Origin of the sequence: Psychrobacter sp. Ps2 (assembly GCF_022129405.1) — a bacterium.
GTDB lineage: Bacteria > Pseudomonadota > Gammaproteobacteria > Pseudomonadales > Moraxellaceae > Psychrobacter.
This window is the reverse complement of the sequence record NZ_JADQAM010000041.1, coordinates 31,973-50,773: the sequence shown is the minus strand read 5'-3', so window position 1 is coordinate 50,773 and position 18,801 is coordinate 31,973. Positions and strand designations below refer to the sequence as shown.

Here is an 18,801-nt window from a genome sequence, read left to right as displayed (position 1 = left end):
TGGATGGAAAATGACTTATCTAAATTGTTTTATGATATTCATCCAACACATAACTCTTTTGTAGTGCAGTGACTATACTCAGGACCTTATCTCATTATGCTGTTGATGTGATTTGTTGTTGATAATTTTACACCCTAAAACTCATGGTTTTGTCGCCTAGTAAGTAAAAGTATTATTATCAGAAAATTGCTCGTTAATAAAAAATGTTCAGAATATCTACATTTGGTTAAAACCATTAAATTACCTAGCCTATTAAAAAGTAGTGATTAACTCATCTATTATAATAATATAAGATGGTATAATAGGTTTATTAGGCGAAGGATTTGGCGAGGAAGTGCTATACGATTATGCTTGTCAGATGCAAAAGAAATAAATATTATGAGTTATGGTTTTTTGTTTTACAAAACTTATGGATTTGATGGATATATATTAAAACCACTATAATAAATTTTTTCAAAAGGATTTTTTCGTATGTTTGGTTTATTCAAAAAAAAAGTCAAGGTTGGAACAGTGATTACTGATAGTTTTGCTCCTAAACAGGAAGTCCATACTCAACAAGGAGTGATCAAATATTCTAAAAATATATCTAAGCTGTCTTATAAAGATTTATGCATAGAGTTCTCAAATGTCATGGCAGCCAAACATAATTTAATGATGGTACCTAGAGGTCTGAAAGATGCAGCAGAAAATCAAAAAAAAGTAACTGATTTGGTAGATAAAGCCTTGATAATTTGTATTTTTAAGTTTGGACAAGAAAAAGTTTTAAGTTTTGCAAATAATGATTTAACAAGAGTAAATAAGTTAATTAATCAATGTGACCAAGAAGTAGCAGCCAATCCAGTTTGGCCAGATGAGCATGGTCTACTTCTATTTAATAAACTAGAGCAATATCTTTAGTAGCTAATTATTTTTAAGCTATCACCCAAGAATGAACGTAATTGTTCCTTTGAGGCTAGGGCAGAGCCTCTCTGGATTTTTATAATTATTGGCTTAATGTGAATAGTAGTCAAACAGAGGCGGGATGCCTTCATTAATAAAAAACCTATTTCCCATAACGCGTTATGGGGATGAGAGTGCTCTTTAGAAACTTTACTGAGGGACTTAAAATTACTACATGTTACTAATATCATAGAAAATAAAAGCTTAACGGATGCTAATGTCCTTGCTTTTAATGTTTTTAATCACTTGTTCTCGAAAGTCTGCTGAATAGGCCATGTAGTCTTTTGCCATTTCACTTATTTTAAAAGCATTTCATTCTATTTATAAAAGACTGACTATATTTGGTTGTTATGAATATACTAAGGCTAAGATTACAAAAGCTCTTTGACAATATAGAGGCTATCAATTATGAGAGCCCAGGCATCGTACTTGCTGAATTAACTCAAACCGAAATCCCAAGAAAAGTACATAAAATAACGGAAAAAGAGTTAAACATACAGATTAAAAATAACATTGATACTATTTGTAAACTAAGTAATTCATCTTATGATAAAGTTGTAAATAGTCTAATTAAAAAATATGCAAAGTCGAGTATTGAAAAATCGCTATTCATTTCAACAACTAGTTACGGAAAGATTATTGGTATAGATGCTAAACCTTATTTTTTCGATTATTTAATAGATTTAGGATTTCTCAATAAAATCGATAATAAATATGAGTTGACAAGTAAAGGTGAGTTTTTTGGTAGTTATCATTGTAATGACAAAAATGAGCAATGGGTAGTATGGAATAAAGAGCTACTCGATCCAATAATTAATCCTTTTAAAGAAAAGTTAATTTGCCATATCGATCTAAGGTTATTTCATATGACCCATATCAGTAATTTAAATAAAATACTAGATCAAGGGCTATTTGCGCATAGCAAGATTACTAATTATGTAGATATAAGTAATTATGATGTGAACTTAAGAAGAGTACGTAAAGAGAAATACCATAATTTCAAACTTCACGACTATGTACCATTATATTTCAATGCTAGAAATGCAATGCTTTATCAGAAGCAGATAGAGTGCCCTCATCAAATAGTTATTTTAGAAATCGATAAAAAAGTTATAAACCAAGATTATACAAAGTTTTCTAAAGGCAACGCCGCAAGAGACGATTCAAAGATTGAAACCAGTAAATATAAGCTTATTAATTTTCCATGGTCAGACATCTACTCTAAAACATGGTCAGAAGACAACCATATAAATATAACTAAAAAATCACTGATGATGAGTGAGTGCTTGATATATAATCATATAACTGCTGAAAATATAAGGCGTATTCATTGTGAAAACATAGAGACTTACTCGAAATTAAAATCTACTCTTACAGGTATTAAGCAAGAAATTGTAATAAGTCCGGATCTTTTTTTCTAAAACAAGCTAATCTGTAAATTTTGAGGTTGATTAAATTTATAATCAATAAGCTTCTCAATAGTATTAGTCCCAATGCCTTTTATGCTTAGAATTTGACCTACCTGATGAATTTCTTTTCTCATCATGCAATCATTTATCAAAATTAAATATTTTAGATTAACACCCGTTTTTTCGCTTAGACTTGCTAAGTTGGCTGATAGAATCCATTCTTGGATTTCTAAATAAAGCGGATCGGTAGCATTTGGGTCATATTCATAGATTTCAATATCAATATCTAAACCTGAAAGATATTCTTTCATAATAGACTTGGAGATGTCTTTGTTTATACCTCCTTTATCTGCACCTAACAAAGGAAATGCTATAGAAGTTATTCCTCTAGTTTTATATGTTTCCACAAAATTTATTAACCCCTCTCTTAAATATAATTCTTTTGAGGGATACCGCCAGTGATCTTTTGTTGGAAAATTTAAAACCCAAGGGCTTTGGTCTTTGTACAACCAGAGCTTTCCAGGTTTCAGCAACCCTTGTTGACAGAACTCTGCATACTTTTGAAACATTTTTGGATAGCGTAACCTACATTCGAGAGCTATGCCTGCACCCATAACTCCTACGCAGTTTACAGTATTCACTATTGTTTGTGCCTCAGTAGAGAATATATTACCCTTGAATTCTTTTATAGACATTAAGCATTACCTTGATTTTAATATCATATTTTATATTATTAAAGTAACAATATAACTTTTCAATCAATTATTTAGTTTAAAGAAAATAATCTAAATCAATGTTTTTATCGTCATTAGCGTCTTTAAACCAATGATTAATAACCTTTTTTACTACTCGGATACGGAGCTTAGTTATCATTGGGTTAGGTAAAGATGTGTCCATTAAAAGATGAGTCAGCATTAACTGAGGACCGTCAGGACCATCAACTAATGGTGTAGACCTGGACATAGCACCTTTATATTCTTCTTCTGTAAACGGGCTTTCTTCTACAAATTTTTGAGCTTCTTCATCTCCTTGCGCTGCTCCTTCAAGCTCTTCTAAAACAAATTGATATGCTATATTCTCGCTGAGTATTTTTAAAGAAATCATTTCATAAATCATATCGACTAACGGTGAAAACGCATCTTCTACCATATTTTCAAACTCACTTTCTGAGTCTTTATCACTGCTTGATGATTGGTAACTCGTATCTGTCCCATAAAGCTCTTTATAATATCTACCAACCTTTAACGTAGTCATAGGTAAGTCATCATTTACAGGGTCCCAAGCATAAGAGTAAATAAATGATCTACAAAATTGTGGTGTTACGGTTTTTCGACAAATAATACGACATTCTTCTTCATTCTTTATATTGCCAATTAATGCATAAAATAATGCTTCATAAATAGAAACACCTCTTTTTGCTGATGCAGTTATAACACTTCCAAGTGTGTCTTCAAAAGACTCATCATATTCTTTTATAAAATCGACCGCGTATTTCCAAGATTTTTCTTGAAACTCTACTTGTTCTTCTTTGGAAATATCATTTCCTATGTGAACCATCATGTTAAAGTGTGATTGATCAGTTATATCAAAATCACTTTTAGTACGTAGTCCTTGATGGTACAGCCCAGCAACAGATAATCTATGGGCATAAATAATAGGCATTAGGAGCTGTGGTTCATGCGTTTCCGAACTTTTAATAAAATTATCTATATCTTGATTAACAGCTTGAAAGAATTCAGCCTTATTATTATTACTAATATTCACAAGTCCTATTAAAGGAGTTGGTTGTATCTTCTTTTTAAAGAAACTAAACATAATATATTTTCTCTCAAGTCAATTTATATAGATTTTTGAACCGCCCCGAGTATATCGGAGAGTGATTTACTTGAGTCAGGCAGCAATACCTGACAGGATTAAATTATCATAATACCGCTTTTCAAACTCAAAAGGTGACACATAACAAATCGCGCTATGCAGTCGTGTTTTATTAAACCAGTCTACCCATTCAAGGGTTGCTAATTCAACATCGTTGACGCCAGTCCAGCTCTCTTTTAAATAATATATCACCTCAGACTTGTACAGCCCATTGACCGTTTCAGCCAAGGCATTGTCATAAGAATCGCCTGTTGTACCAACAGAAGCAATCACGCCGCAGTCTGTCATCTTATCGGTGTAGCGAATGGATAAGTACTGAACCCCTCGATCACTGTGATGAATGACATCTTTGGGATTGTTTCTATCTGTTAGCGCTTGATTTAATGCCGCCATCACCATATCGGTGTTCATGCGATTAGAGACTTTCCAGCCCACAATAGCGCGAGCAAACACATCAATAATAAAAGCGGTATATACCCAGCCGCTTGTCGTCTTGATATAGGTAAAGTCCGCCACCCAGAGCTGGTTAGGACGACGAGCACTAAAGTTACGATTGACTAAGTCATCAGCGCGTTTTTGGTCGTCACGGCTGTTGGTGGTAATCTTGCTTTTGCCACGCCAGACGCCTTGCAGGTCATGCTGTCTCATCAAACCCTGATATCACTCCCGCCACCCAAGAATTTTATAAAACTGAAAGACCCTGATAAGCGTTTACTGGTATGGATTCCCAAGGTTATCTGTATCAAACTGCGCTACGTACATGGTACTTTGTCCGATGAATAATAATTCGTTACCCTAAAAAAGGACAGGATTATCACCTGATAAATTATAAAAAACTAAAATACATCCAGATTCATCATAAAAAAATATCGATCCATCCTGATGTAAGCATCATCTCTATGATTTGTTACCAACCTCGCTTACCTCTTTGAGCTTGAATTGCTGGCTTTTTAAGATATTACAGTCAATCATTATTACCATAAATTCAAAATAACATATAACCTATAAAATAAATTACTAGGTGATCTACTATATTTGTCTTAATGATAATAAATAATGAGCGAATTATTATGGTGGATACTTTAAGTGATGAGTATAAACTCTTTATTAGAGCAATAGCACGGGCCTGCGCTATTACCTTCCAAGGCAATGCCAGTAATAAGATACAGCAAGATGCGTTTTTCTTTTTAGACCACTGGTATCAAGAGGACTTAGGGGTGATGGCAGTGACATCAGTGCAAGCGCCATTTTGTCTTGCGGTATCTGACGGTGTAGCCAGCTCTAACCAGTCACAGCATTGCTCAAAGGCAGTCGTCAAAGCAATCAAAACGTTATGGGATGATAATCAAGCAGACGTCCAAAGCATGACCTCAGATCGCATCTATAAACAACTGAGTCAAACTAAGCATATACCTAAACGTTATGGCGCTGCAGCGACACTTGCAATGATTATCGGCACATTAAACGATGATAAGTCAGTCAATATAGATATAACCCATATCGGTGATAGCCGTGTGTATTGGCTAGGCAAAGAGGCAAAAGAGTGGCAGTGCTTAACCCGTGATCATAATTTGCTTAACGAGCTGATAGATGAGAAGGCGCACGATGAAGGTCGTCAAGTCGATTTTGATGAGTACAATCGCACAGGTATGGCGGGCAGCTTATATAGCATTACCGAGTGCTTTGCATTAGCAGTAGATAGTGATGATCCGAACAGCGAGCCACCAACGTGCACAAAGCATACAATCATAGTGCAATCGGGCGATAGCCTCGTTGTCTGTACTGACGGTATTCACGATTTAGCACCGAGTAATGAATGGCTACTTATCGATAGCCAAACAGGCTTACAAGAGTGGCTACAGATGCTTAGGCGACAGGTTTATGACTCGGATGGCAATGCATATGATAATGGTACGGCTATTGTGATTCGGTTTGATTGACGAAATATATTTAATTTTTAGTTCAGTGCTTATTTAGTGGTTAAACCTGTTAGCTTTAATCAAGTTCAATTTATTCTAAGGAAAGTGAATGACAGATTTAGGAAGTGTAGCTAATCTAGAAAGTTATAAAGAGCTAATCGATAAGTTCAAAAAGCTAGATATCGTAACTAAAGAGCTGACGCTGTTTGATGTAGGTACGCGCGGACATTTTGAAAACCCAACCACAGAGCTGTTAAGCTTCTTTTTAGAACCAATGAAAGAACACAGCCTAGAAAATTGTTTTTTTAATGGCTTACAAGATGTTATTGCGAGTAAAGGATTCAGTAAAGGTCTAGGTGCCTTAACAAGTGTAGAGACCGAAGTATCAACCGCCAAAGGTAATCGTATTGATTTGTTATTAGAAGCTGATGAAGCCCTAATCATAGTCGAATGTAAAATTTATCACGGGCAAAACAATCCATTTGATGACTACTTAAATTACGGTAAGCAGCATATCAAAGATAGTAAGCAAAATGATGAAAAGCAGAAAAATCTAATATCTTTGGTGATTTGTCTTGACGGTAGAATTGAGCCATCTTTAATGAATAAGGGTTGGCATGGTATCTCTTATCAAGAGTTAGTAACAGCCATAGAGCCGCATTTATCACAAGCACTACTAGACAATCCGTATAATAAATGGAGTCTATTCGCTAGAGAATTTTTACTACATTTAAAGGAGTTGGATAATATGGGCGAGATAAGCAAAGATGAGATCGAGTTTTTAACGGAAAATATCAATGATTATTTTGAATTGAGTAAGTATTTTTATGAAAATCTAATGCCAAAAATAGGCGAGAAAATAAGATTAGATTTAAATAATAGTGATAGTTTGAATAACTTTGAATGCAAAGCTAGATATAATAAGTGGAATTATTACGAACCCGTTAGAACTTTCTCGAACATACATTGGAAATCAAGATCTGATATTACTTTTATTATAAGGGCGGACAAAGCGCCAGTATTATGTGAAATAATTGTATTTGTTAATTGGCCTTCAAACGAGCCGATTAATAATTTTAAGCCTTTATTAAGCGACCAACTCTTAAAAAATAGTAAAAATAACTTCAAAAAATATAATAGCTCTTTTTGGTATATTTCATGGGAGTTTAATGAAATTAATATCAAAGACATATCAAATAAAATAGTTGAATTAATGGGGTATTTAAACGATTTTGAACTCAACCACCGACCATTAATCTCAGAGTAAGAAATGACAACCCACCCAATCGCCAGCTACAACAAATCAGCCCGTCTGTTTGCGCTTTATCAGCGCTTGCCACGTAATAAAGACAAAGCTATTTCACTTACAGAGCTAATGAGCATTTATGGTGATAACCCTGACTACTACGTAAATGAGCGTAAAAACTTAGAGAACGATCTGATTAGGCTCAATCAAATATTTGATGATATTTTTCGTAGTGAAGCCTTAGTTAGAATACCGACATGGGGTCAAAATATTAGTGGTAAGACAGCACGGTTTTATATTGAGCTAGGCTCTAGTATTGATGTCATTAATGAGCAAACGGTGTTTTTTTGGCAGATGCTCGCTAACTATACGGCAAACTACTTGCCAGCATCCTTTAAGCAAAGTATTAGCGATAAGTTGAACCAGTTAGATCGCCAAGATAAGTACAGCTTCAATCAAAGCAGGCTAGGGCAGTGGCAAGATCATCTCATTACTTTACCCAGTATCGTACAAGCACCAAAGCTTGATAGTGAAGTGCTGGCTAGCATTCATCAGGCGCTATTACACAACAAGCAGGTTCAAATCAGCTATCAAAACAAATGGCGTGACAATCCTACCGTCAGAGTAATCTATCCTAAAGGACTGATTTTTATCGACAATATGATCTATCTCACTGGGTTTAATCCAACGAATGATCATATCGATTATGACATCTTATTAGAGGCGCATCGTAATTTTGCGGCTAACCGTATCACTGAGGCAGTAGTCATTGATGAGCCAATACCAGACTGGGTACAACAGGATGTATTTAGATTAGAGAGCTTGCATAGCTTAGGTAAGCTTGAGCCGACTGATAATACGCAAATAAAGTTGGTCTTAAAAGTGCAAAAATATGCCTGCCAGCATCTATATGAGCGGCCGTTATCGACAGATCAGCAAATTATTATTATCGATGACACTTGGAACGAGGTGCGCGCAACGGTTGCTAGTACTCAGCGTTTGCAAGAGTGGTTGGTTAGTATGTCGCAGTTGGCTGTAGTGGTTGAACCGCTAGAGCTAAAAAAAGCTATTCTTAAGCGTTTAGAAAGTGGGATAGCGCTTTATCAATCACCAAACGGATAAAAAATTAATAGTTAAGGAAAATATATTATGCAAAAGCTACAACATTTACTCAACGAGGTCATCAAAAAAACCGATGCTTTAAAAACGGCACAAGCGCTCTATAGTCGTCAACTTGCGCCCAAGTTTAATACCTTTGATTATATCAATACCAATGAATTGGGACTGAGCCAGATACTAGCTGATCTACTAAACCCTAAAGGCAGGCATGGACAAGAAGAAGAGTTTTTGAAATTATTTATTGATCATTGCCTACCGAATATTACTGAAAATTCAAAATGGCTTTCTTTTATAGAGTATCTTGAACAAACGAAGGTAGTAATCGAAGAGATAACGTGGGCAAGTAGTACACGTCGGCGGATGGATATTTATCTAGAATGTGAAGCCGACAGTATAAGCTATGGCATTTGTATCGAAAATAAACCCTATGCGTCAGATCAGTATGAACAGCTAAAGGATTATGCCAAAGAACTTGATAAAAGAAAGCTGGATCACTGGCATTTAATTTATCTTAATGAACATAGTGATACGCCGAGTAAGCACAGTATAGAGAACAATGAATTAGAGTCTCTAATAGAAGATGATAAATTTAGTGCGCTTAAGTTTAGTGGTTTGATCGATTGGTTACAAGCTTGCCAAGTCGAATGTCAAAATCATAGTGTCACCGAATTTCTAGCACAGTTAATCAAATTTATTCAAAAGCAATTTATGGGTATTGAGGATATGAATATGGAAAATGCGGTTTTAGAGGTGATGCTACAGAATGACGAGAGTATCGAAGCAAGCATTCAGATAGCAAATAATGTAGATGATATGAAAAGTCAGCTTATACAAAAGCTCATACAAGACGTAAAAGCTGAGTTTCTGAAAAACTACGATAAAAGGTCTTACCAACTCGATATTAGTAACCTAGGAGACGGTAAAAATTATGAGCAAGTTAATTTGATAAGTCCTAGTTTCAATAATGGCTATATTTGCTTTGAATTTCAGAGTGCAAATTTCGACAGGCCATGTCTAGGTTTTAAATTTAATACAAGAGCGGAAGTTAATTCATTTATAAACGCTGAGAAGATGAAAACAGTACTAGAAAATAATTTAAGCAATAAAAAAATTTGGAAGTCACCGCTTTGGCCGGCTGGTTATTATTTTTCTCCACAAGATTGGAGAAGTTCAAGTAAAGCATGGCTGATGATTAGAGATGGCGAAATGGCAAGTAAAATTATGGAGGAAATGGACGCAATGTTCCAAATTTTTAATGATAACGGTTGTTTTAACGATTGATTTGGGTTTTCTAACTAAAATTATTAAGCATTATATAACTATTAGAGCAATACATAGTATTAATTCTAATGCCTTACAATTAAGGACAGCGAGACCATGACTACAAACAGTATCCGAGAATATCTAGCCAAACGAGAGCTACTTGATGAGCAGGTCATCGTAACAGAGGATAATGAATACGTCGATCTTGACACCATGGACAAAGAAGCTTTACAACAGGTCATCGACTGGGCGAAATCATGCGATATCTCAGAATATACTGTGTCTCATAATATACAACAGCTTGCTAACCAAGAATCATTAGATATACAAGCTTACACTCATGCTCTGCCAAAAGCACTTGGTAGTTTGACCCAGCTAAAAAGCTTATCTTTAAGAAACACAGAGTCATTACCTAATGGTGTAGAAGATAGGTTGCCTGAAAGTATTGGTGATTTGATAAACCTTAAAGAGTTAATACTTGATTATGAGAACTATGCGTTTAATTTTGAAAGCTTAAATAAACTAAAAAACCTGAAGCACTTAGAGATAAGTTTTTATGATGCTCATAGGCTTCCCGATGTACTAGAAGAGCTAGATTGTGATATTAGTTTACGTCTACGTAATGAGCAGGGGAGAATGCCTACTAATTTATCCAGTATAGGCAACGTTGTTGACTTAGTAATAACCGATGATAAGTTAACAACGTTGCCAAAGTCTTTTTCTAAACTCATAAGCCTAAAAGAGGCATATCTTTACTGTAAAAATCTAACTCAATTACCAATGTCCTTAGGTTCTCTAGCAAATCTTAGAGACCTAAATATAACAAGTGATAACTTAAATGAGCTACCGGAAAGGATTGGTAAATTAACTCATTTAAATTACTTACAGCTCAACTGCCAAAATCTCAATACGTTACCTGAGAGTATCGTCAATATGAATAAGCTTGAAGAGCTTGTCATTTACAGCGATCAGTTAAAAGAGATAGCGCGAGCTATTGGCAATTTAGCAAGTTTAACTAAGTTGACATTGCGTTGTAAAAATCTTGAATCTATAACTGAGTCGATAGGTGAGCTAGCTAAGTTAACTCAATTGATTATAACTAGCGACAAGTTAGATCATCTACCTAAAAGCGTAGATAATCTAACTAAACTTAGACACTTAGAACTTAACAGAGAGTTAACTACTAAAATCCCAAAGAATCTGATCGATAGGTTCCGTAATGGCGACTTATACTTGAGCGGTGTGCCCGCTGCAGCTTTATATCAACCAAACATGGATGACTTTCCGTTATCTATCATTGGCTGCTTTATCATCAGTGATGGTTGGGATCAGCAGGCTTTACTAAAACTAAAAGAGCGTATAGGGGCCTACTTTCTAGTAGGCTTACAAACAGATGATAGTGAATCTGAGCGCTTAGATGTTATAGAAGGCGTTGTTAAGTGTCAGCCTGATGAAGTAAATGATGTCGTTGAACTGCTAGATGTAAATTCCGCAAGTACTATTATTGGTATAGATGTTGTAGATGTCAAAAGTCTGTTTGAGTGTGGCAATTTTTTTCAATTCATTCAAGTAAGTGCCACAGGTGAGCCTGAGTCAGATTTGATAAAAGTAGCTACACACAAGCTTGTTAGTCAACTTGCAAAAGCTCATGATACTAAAGGGTTGTTTATTGGAATGGAGAGCGTTCAAAGCTTACCGCTGGAAGATTTTGCTTACGTAGCAGATGCTGTTGAAGAATTATTATCTGATGATGATACATCTATCTATTACAGTTCAAGTATTGCTAACGAGCCTGATTATTTTCGACTAAGGGCAATTTATGCTGAAGAAAAACAAAGCCACACGTAATAAATTTATGGCTTTGGCTGCTACTATAAACTGAAGTTAGTTCTATTTGCTAATAGAATCCCCGCGCCACATAGCATGCTCACATACTGCACAAAACCAACTCTCTTTCGCTCGCATATAATAAATATCGGCAGGCACTTCAATAGGGCAGGCGCTTCCACAATATTCACAGCTCACATCATCTAAGCAAACATAGCATTGGCTTATGGTTTCAAATAATACGTGTGAACTAATATTATATTTTTGACAAAGCAACCGAACATAATCTATATAGCTGATTTTATGATCATAGGCCCAATAATCTTCACAGACCCGTTTGTCCCAAGCATTTTGTGTCATTCTCCATTCAATCTTGATGCCCACAACGTACTCCTTTTTAATGACCGATACCTATGATTAGCGTTACCTTTTTATAATAATGATATCTATCGAACCAGTCGCACCTATCATCATTAGTGAGCTATTGAGCAGCAAGATAGGTATATGACATAATAAAGCGTTAGTCAGCATAAAATAGTTTTTGACGGAAACTTAGTTATTGCCAACGAGTATTATTCTAGCAGAAAAGTAGTCACTGGCAAGTATTTTTTACTTACCAATAAGGATTTTATTGTGATTTTTTGTAATCTCCCTGTGCTTTTAGCAGAAAGACGACTTCGAGTTGCTGATTTAGTAAGGATGACGGATATTAGTAAATCAACACTTCATAGGATTTATAATGATGAGACGACTCGTATAGAGTTCGACACCTTGAATAAGCTATGTCAGGTATTAGAAGTCACCCCAGGGGATATTTTGAAGTATATTCCTGATGAGAATGAAGAAGACTAAGCTTGATAGGAAGGTCGACTGAAATAATACGTTAACTTCCTCACCTAGCTAAAATTGAAATTTTAAAATACTCTTTAGCCTTTATTGCTTATAGGTTAAAGAGTATTTTTTTTGCTTAAAAAATGATTACAGATCAATATTTAAGTTATCTAAAAATAAGGATATGACAGCGATATTAAGGGGTTTACAATCGTTAGGTTATAACATACTATGATTAATATATTTCACTGTTGGCGATGTTGAAATGAATAGTATTCATCTAAAGCCTACTCAGAAGTTTATAACTTTTAGTAAATCTAATCTGATTATTCATCAAGATGCGCAAAAGGCATTTTTGATATGGCATCAATTTAGGCTAAGAATGAGAGGTATAGATATACGTGGCTTGGATGACTATTATCGACCACCTCTACGTGTAATCACTGGCAAAGACTCGACTTACTATTTTTTTAACGAATTTAGACGAATCAATAAGATTCTCACAGAAGAGACCAGTTTACGTCAGCCTTGCTTGGTTGCGGCTGAAAGCCTGCAAGACATCAAGCGCTTGGCTTGGAGTGAGGTTGTCGATCTGGCTTTCTCAAGAGGAATTTACCATCCTGAGTTTTTTAAGGCATTAAATACCAATGCGCCAAAAAGCATTATTTGCGAACTCATGAATATTGATCGCCTGACGGTAGATAATTATTGTAGGTTTGCTGGTATAAGCCCGGGCACCTATGAGTATCAGCAGGGTAAAGCGGCTAATGATGAGATGATGTTGGGATTGCAGAAAAGTATGAGTTGGATGGATGCCTCTTATGACCCACACTAAATTACTTAATGGTGTGATCGACATGCGAGTGTTGAACAAGCTTATCCCAATAGGTTCACCACATCACATACAAATGCGTCAGCTCGTGATTGATGTAATCAGTCTAGTGCCAGATGATGATATTGATTCATTACAATCAACACCAGAATCTAATTCTGCAGACTTTACTGGGATAGACTGTATAGATGTGGTGAATCAAATCACTCGGCAAGGCAAAACAGGTGTGTGGGCGGTTACCTATATGCTGATTGTTTTCTATCAGGCCTATGGTGCGATAGACGTTAATAGTAATGCTTGGCGGTTTATGAGCGGCTACTTAAAAGTGATATTCATGATCACAGTACGCAACGACAAGCACTTTGCCAAAATAGATAAGCTTGGTGTGCGCGTTCGTATGGCGCTAAGACCTAGTGATCCACAACGTGGCATTCTCGACCAGTTAATTAGCATTCACGATCAGTGCGATGGCCTATCCTCATGCTTATCTCATATCAGAAAATATGAAGCAAGCGTCAAACAGGAAGAGGCAACAGGTAAAAAAGCGAACCAATATCTTGGTAGTAAAATCGGTCAAATCAGGCTGGCTTATGAGGTAGCGATTGATAATAAGGCCTTTATTGGTAAAACCTATAATGAGAGTACTAAACGCGTAAAGTCGGCTCAAACAGTCACTAAGACAGTGGCGCATATCAATGGTGAGCCGCTACAAAGAATAGTGTTTGGTACGAAACAATCAAAAAAGCATAGTAACGTGGCAATCGCTGAAAATATTGCCGATGACGATGAAGTACCCTTGCTAGACAATTCCTTTAAGCCAGCCACACAAATTGCTAAATCTTCTGAGCTGCAGCAATGGCGATTAAAAAATAACCATCAACACGCCCGCCGTAATCAATTTCATTTCCCAACCAATCATCGTCAGCTGAGTATTGCTGGATACCAAATGCTATTTGCTATGCTTTGGCAGCGCTTTATGAGTGGTGATAAAGAGAGTGGCACAGGGTATGCCGTTTTAATACTATCACTGTTAAGCGGTCTTAGTATTGATAGCATCATTGCTGATTGGCAATGCAGTCACAGTCAACGGCAGTATTTCATTTATGACCGTGTCCGTAAAATCAGTAGTATCGCTATCACGATTGATGTGACGACCAATACTCGAAGTCATCTGCTTGCCCACAGACAAAGCTATGGCAGTACCTTTTATCGCGCATTGCCTGAAGCTTTACAAATTATGCTTGAGGATAAAATTACCGTTTCATCCGATACTGTTAAAGCGGCTATCTCTTATGCTAAAGATATGCTTAACCTGCCAGCACTGAGCCCCCAGTATATTGAAGCAGGCCTGTTTGTATTGATCAAAAACGAGCTTAATAAGTCCTTATATGCTGACATGCTCACAGGTGTTGATGTACGGCATAGCTCCGCGCTGTATTACACCAGCACTAAAACGGTAGAGCTAGAGAAAACCTATATAAAAGCAGTAGAGCTGATAACTGAATACTGCAATGACGAGCAAAAAGCACTTTTAATAGATGAGTGTAGCGTACCGATTAACGGGCATAGAAGCCATATTGGTAGTGATATGGCACTAAAGACCACAATGTGCCAGCAGTTTTTTAACCAACTGGCTGTCAGTGCCGAGAGCTTTAATGGGAAGCTAAAGTCCCACATGGATCGCTATATTGCACAGTTTAATAGCTATAGTATTTGGTTGTGGCATATTGTTATGATTCAAACGGGTATCCGCCCAGTCAGACACGCACCAGGGTTGCTACACCAGTTTGATTTTAAGCGGCGCACATTATGGGTATCCGATAAAGAGGAGCGCCATGCGCAGTCTGACGGCAGGCTCATTCCTCTTAGCAAGTTTTTGATAACGGCTATACAAAACTATATGACCTATATTGAGCAATTTGCCGCCATCTATAATGCATTATGTCCAGCAGCGCCTTATCCCATCAATGATATCTTGCAATCTGAGCGTCCTCTAATTCAGCTCTATAAAAAGAACCCAAAGGGCTTTACTAGCATTACGCCAAGCCAAGTTCGCTACCAGTTGCAAGGCTTTTTTAGTCATCAGGATAACTGGCTGCGTCATCAGCTTAGATCCATGCTTACAGGACGCGTGTCTGACTATCTGATTTGCGCGCTTTACGGTCACGAGCATCCTGACCAGGAGTTCATGCACCCGATGTCATCAAGCTCTATCAATCAGCTGCACCAGCTCAGTCCTCATTTAAATGCGATTGCTACAGATCTGCACTTAAAACAAATTGAGGTTCGTCTATATGGATAATATTAGCGCTCATAAACTGCGACAGCTGAATAGAGAAGAATCTAAAAAAAGTGTTAAGCGTGATGCTAAATCCCTAATTAAAGAGTATATCAATCAAAATCCTATACAACCGCCTTGTGAGCTGCAGCATCATTACGAAGCAATCAACCAATTGCTAGAAGAGAAGTTCGATACCGCTCAAAACTTCCAATTGGCGCGGCGCGGGTTCTTAGAGTTTGTTCGTGATTATAATAAAGCTCACCAGGTATGCCTTAATGAGCCTGTGGTACCGATACTGGCGACTCGTGAGCGCTTGACCATTAACTATGACTGGTTCATCAATGGATGCGCTGTAGCAGACAGTAGCGCGACAATGATAGAGGCTTGGCAACGAAAGCGGCGTTTTTCAGTGAGTGACTTGGTTGAGGGGTTACTATATTGCAGCATCATGTATGGCGGTATTAACGGCATTGAGGTGCTAAGAGCACTCTATGATTGGCTGTTTGGTGAGCGCCGTGTGTATAAAATTAACATGGCGGAAAATAATGAAAAGAGTCGTGTAGAACAGTTAGCCGTAATACCGCTTGGAGTGCGTGATGATAATTATGGAACTACGCTAGATGACAGCGAATGCTTACACCGTTTTATTGATTATGTTCCCGATGATATGAGCCTGTGTTTTTTATATGCTCTAAAGGATAAAGAGTTAAACACTGCCAAGATAAAGCCATTTAATACCATCATCAACGATATCTCAAAAACACTTAAACTTACCAATAAAGATATCAATCGCCCGCAGCACTCACTACTCATCAAATATGCCAACTACCACTGGCGACAAATGGAAGGTAGTTTGATTGATGGGGCGCTAGCCGTGGTGAAGCAAGGTGATATTAAAACCACTGGTTTGTCTACGGATAAGCTAATCCATTATAACCGAGAGCTTATCAATCAAAAACCCGAGCCACTTGAGTGGTCTGAGCTGTTTGATGCCAGCTATCAATCATCGATAAAGTCGAATAGCCAAAGTAGTGCCATAAACTATCCTAGTTTTAGTAAAAATCTGATCAAAGAGCTGCAAGATGCACTCAAATTGACTAGAAACACCGCTATTTCTACTATCACAACATTAAAGACAGATGCTAGCCAGCCTAACGTGCAACGCTTGCTTAGTTGGGTATTAGCATTGCTTGCTGATACTAGCATTCGGCTCAATACTATCAGTAAATATGTGGGCTGTATTGGTCGTGACTGGTTGATGCTGACAATGGATGAGGATATTGATCAGTGGGAGGGTAATGACTTTGAGGAAGTTTACGAGCAGATTATTCAAAGTAAGGTGAAAGATGGCCGCAAGTTATCTGTACTATGCAAGTCTTCAGAGTTTGATGATGATACGTCTAGTAGTATAGATAACGATAACAATGCTACTGGTCAATCGTTATCTAATCTTGATCGCCTAAAAGACAGCCAGAAATTTACTTATGGTCGTCTGAAAGCATTTCACAATCATCAGCGTATGCACTTTGATGCTCCTTATGTCTATTTTCCATGGGGTAGTAATAGGCAAGTCGTTAAAGCCAATATGATATCACCGCGTGTCTATCATGCGATGAAAGAGTATGTGCAGTTATCAGAGTTGGAGGTTGATCAAAAGCGGCTTTGCTTGATTTTACTAACACTCGCTTATCGCACTGGCATGCGTATTAATGAGATCATTGGTATTAAGGTTAAAGACATTACAGATATAGGTGTTATTAATGGTCAAGTGATTGAAGTACCTAAAATAATCCTCAAACCCAATCGATATCGTAGGCTCAAAAGCAGTAGTGCCAAAAGAGTAATACCGATAGATAGTCTTTTCAAGGATGATGAGTTAAAGCTCTTCATCGCATTCTATTATCAACAAAAAAGGTTAAAGCGCCGTTATTTATTCTCACAAGGGTCAGGTGATCAGCCATTACCATCTGTGTTTTTCAGTAATATGATGAAAATCATATGGGATAGATTGCTGATTACCCATGACTTTACCTTTCACAGCTTTCGGCATACTGCGATTAGTCAGCTGGCATTGGTGTTAAGCGGCTCGTCACTTGCGCAGGTGATGACAGATTATGATAAAGCTCATAGTGACGCTATTGTTGAAGCGCTTCTTGCTAATAATAAAGAACAAGGCATATGGTTTGGACTGGCTAGCTTTGCTGGGCATCTAACGCCAGATACTACGTTTGAATATTATATCCATACCGCTCATTTGCTGGCTGGCTGGCAAATGACTCAAGCCAATCTTTCTATACCTGTAACCGTATTTGAGATGGTGACAGGTATTGGTTATCAGACAGTAAATAGACAGGATGGCAGAGCTTATAGTCCTAGCACCAAACAAATTAATCTTGATAAGATGCGTGGCTATTTAATCAATAAGGTTGCGAGCAAAGAGTCTCTATTCTCTTATAACAGAACACCAGCTAATACAGATTATGAGCAAAACACAAAAAATGACGCAGCGAATACTCGACCGTCTATACTTATTCATCCTAAAGTTTATGATGTGGTTGCACTGTTGGAGGAGCTTCAAAAAATAAGCGTTGATAAAAGGGCGGAGCGGTTGGCAGAGGTCGCACTACGGCATGGCATTGCTGTCAATGAAGCTAGACAAGCTTATAATAGAGCCAGTCAGATTTTTACTGATGGTAGGTTGCTTTTGAGTGCGCCAGCGGGACATAAAAACCAAGAGGTTTTAGTTAAGGCACTTGATAGTGCGTATCAGATGTCGATTGATGAGCCTGCTAGACTGAAGTCATTTGTGGAAATATTTACAGGTAAACAGAACTTAAGCACTTCATCAATTCATTTTGGGATTAAAAAGACCCAGATTGAGATGCTACAGAATTTTATGGCAGTAGGTTGTCAACTGATAGACGCCAGTCATTGGCAGATTAGAGCGCATAGCGAACAAGCAGTACGAGATATTAAAAAAGAGCTAGGGCTCGATAGCTCAATACGTGTAGGCGCTCGTGAGGTTTTTCATGGTTATGAGGTTAGGGTAGTACAGAAAAAACGTAAGCGGTCTGATAAGAACTTGGCTATGACAGATGATTATTACAGCTCGTCAGGGGTTTTGAAGTATTTGGGGTGCTTGTTGTATGTATTAGCTAAAGTTAATGATAGTTAATAATATACTTATCCCACCTTAGGCAATATCGGCATATTTAGGTGTTTAGCGTTAAAAATAATAAACCACTGGCTACGTGGGTCAG

Annotated in this window: 14 protein-coding genes and 1 pseudogene; 11 read left to right on the top strand and 4 right to left on the bottom strand. The window is 37.1% G+C overall.

Annotated elements, in window-relative coordinates; genetic code table 11:
• Positions 1-471: 471 nt before the first annotated feature.
• Both I3254_RS04320 and I3254_RS04315 read left to right on the top strand, forming a co-directional pair.
• Positions 472-897: a hypothetical protein gene (locus I3254_RS04320; RefSeq protein ID WP_238051574.1), complete on the top strand. Its 426-nt coding sequence runs from the start codon at positions 472-474 to the stop codon at positions 895-897.
• Positions 898-1,289: 392 nt separating this feature from the next.
• Positions 1,290-2,360, top strand: coding sequence for a DUF4433 domain-containing protein (locus I3254_RS04315; RefSeq protein WP_238051573.1), 1,071 nt, complete (start codon positions 1,290-1,292; stop codon positions 2,358-2,360).
• Here the strand turns inward: I3254_RS04315 and I3254_RS04310 are convergent.
• The 3 genes and pseudogenes from I3254_RS04310 to I3254_RS04300 all read right to left on the bottom strand — a co-directional run.
• Positions 2,357-3,043, bottom strand: coding sequence for a macro domain-containing protein (locus I3254_RS04310; protein WP_238051572.1), 687 nt, complete (start codon positions 3,041-3,043; stop codon positions 2,357-2,359). The two genes, I3254_RS04315 and I3254_RS04310, sit on opposite strands and share 4 nt — an antisense overlap.
• Positions 3,044-3,119: 76 nt before the next feature.
• Positions 3,120-4,163, bottom strand: a complete 1,044-nt coding sequence (locus I3254_RS04305) for a hypothetical protein (RefSeq protein WP_238051567.1) — start codon at positions 4,161-4,163, stop codon at positions 3,120-3,122.
• A 75-nt stretch (positions 4,164-4,238) separates the two neighbouring features.
• Positions 4,239-4,874, bottom strand: a pseudogene (locus I3254_RS04300) (IS3 family transposase); the annotation flags it as partial.
• Positions 4,875-5,293: 419 nt separating this feature from the next.
• Here I3254_RS04300 and I3254_RS04295 point away from each other — a divergent pair.
• From I3254_RS04295 to I3254_RS04275, 5 genes are all read left to right on the top strand, one after another.
• Complete coding sequence (locus tag I3254_RS04295) at positions 5,294-6,163, top strand: protein phosphatase 2C domain-containing protein (protein ID WP_238051556.1); 870 nt, start codon at positions 5,294-5,296, stop codon at positions 6,161-6,163.
• 88 nt (positions 6,164-6,251) lie between these two features.
• The gene (locus tag I3254_RS04290; protein WP_238051552.1) at positions 6,252-7,409 is read left to right on the top strand and encodes a PD-(D/E)XK nuclease family protein; all 1,158 of its coding nucleotides are present in this window, start codon (positions 6,252-6,254) and stop codon (positions 7,407-7,409) included.
• 3 nt (positions 7,410-7,412) lie between these two features.
• Complete coding sequence (locus I3254_RS04285) at positions 7,413-8,510, top strand: WYL domain-containing protein (protein ID WP_238051549.1); 1,098 nt, start codon at positions 7,413-7,415, stop codon at positions 8,508-8,510.
• Between the two features lie 27 nt (positions 8,511-8,537).
• On the top strand, positions 8,538-9,788 hold the full coding sequence (locus tag I3254_RS04280) for a PD-(D/E)XK nuclease family protein (RefSeq protein WP_238051546.1): 1,251 nt from the start codon (positions 8,538-8,540) through the stop codon (positions 9,786-9,788).
• A gap of 96 nt (positions 9,789-9,884) precedes the next feature.
• Positions 9,885-11,618, top strand: a complete 1,734-nt coding sequence (locus I3254_RS04275) for a hypothetical protein (RefSeq protein ID WP_238051543.1) — start codon at positions 9,885-9,887, stop codon at positions 11,616-11,618.
• A 42-nt stretch (positions 11,619-11,660) separates the two neighbouring features.
• On the opposite strand, the gene I3254_RS04270 is transcribed toward I3254_RS04275, so the two are convergent.
• Positions 11,661-11,981 (bottom strand): hypothetical protein, encoded by a 321-nt coding sequence (locus I3254_RS04270; protein ID WP_238051540.1) that lies wholly within the window; start codon positions 11,979-11,981, stop codon positions 11,661-11,663.
• Between the two features lie 249 nt (positions 11,982-12,230).
• Here I3254_RS04270 and I3254_RS04265 point away from each other — a divergent pair, with 249 nt between their 5' ends.
• From I3254_RS04265 to I3254_RS04250, 4 genes are all read left to right on the top strand, one after another.
• Positions 12,231-12,449 carry a helix-turn-helix transcriptional regulator gene (locus I3254_RS04265; RefSeq protein ID WP_238051537.1) on the top strand — a complete coding sequence of 73 codons (219 nt, stop codon included), beginning with the start codon at positions 12,231-12,233 and terminating at the stop codon, positions 12,447-12,449.
• 244 nt (positions 12,450-12,693) lie between these two features.
• Positions 12,694-13,263, top strand: a complete 570-nt coding sequence (locus I3254_RS04260) for a hypothetical protein (protein ID WP_238051524.1) — start codon at positions 12,694-12,696, stop codon at positions 13,261-13,263.
• Entirely contained in the window at positions 13,250-15,562 is a 2,313-nt protein-coding gene (locus I3254_RS04255) for a hypothetical protein (protein ID WP_238051511.1), read from the top strand. Before I3254_RS04260 ends, I3254_RS04255 begins: the two co-directional genes overlap by 14 nt.
• Complete coding sequence (locus I3254_RS04250) at positions 15,555-18,716, top strand: site-specific integrase (RefSeq protein WP_238051509.1); 3,162 nt, start codon at positions 15,555-15,557, stop codon at positions 18,714-18,716. The genes I3254_RS04255 and I3254_RS04250 overlap by 8 nt, the downstream gene beginning before the upstream one ends.
• Positions 18,717-18,801 lie beyond the last annotated feature (85 nt).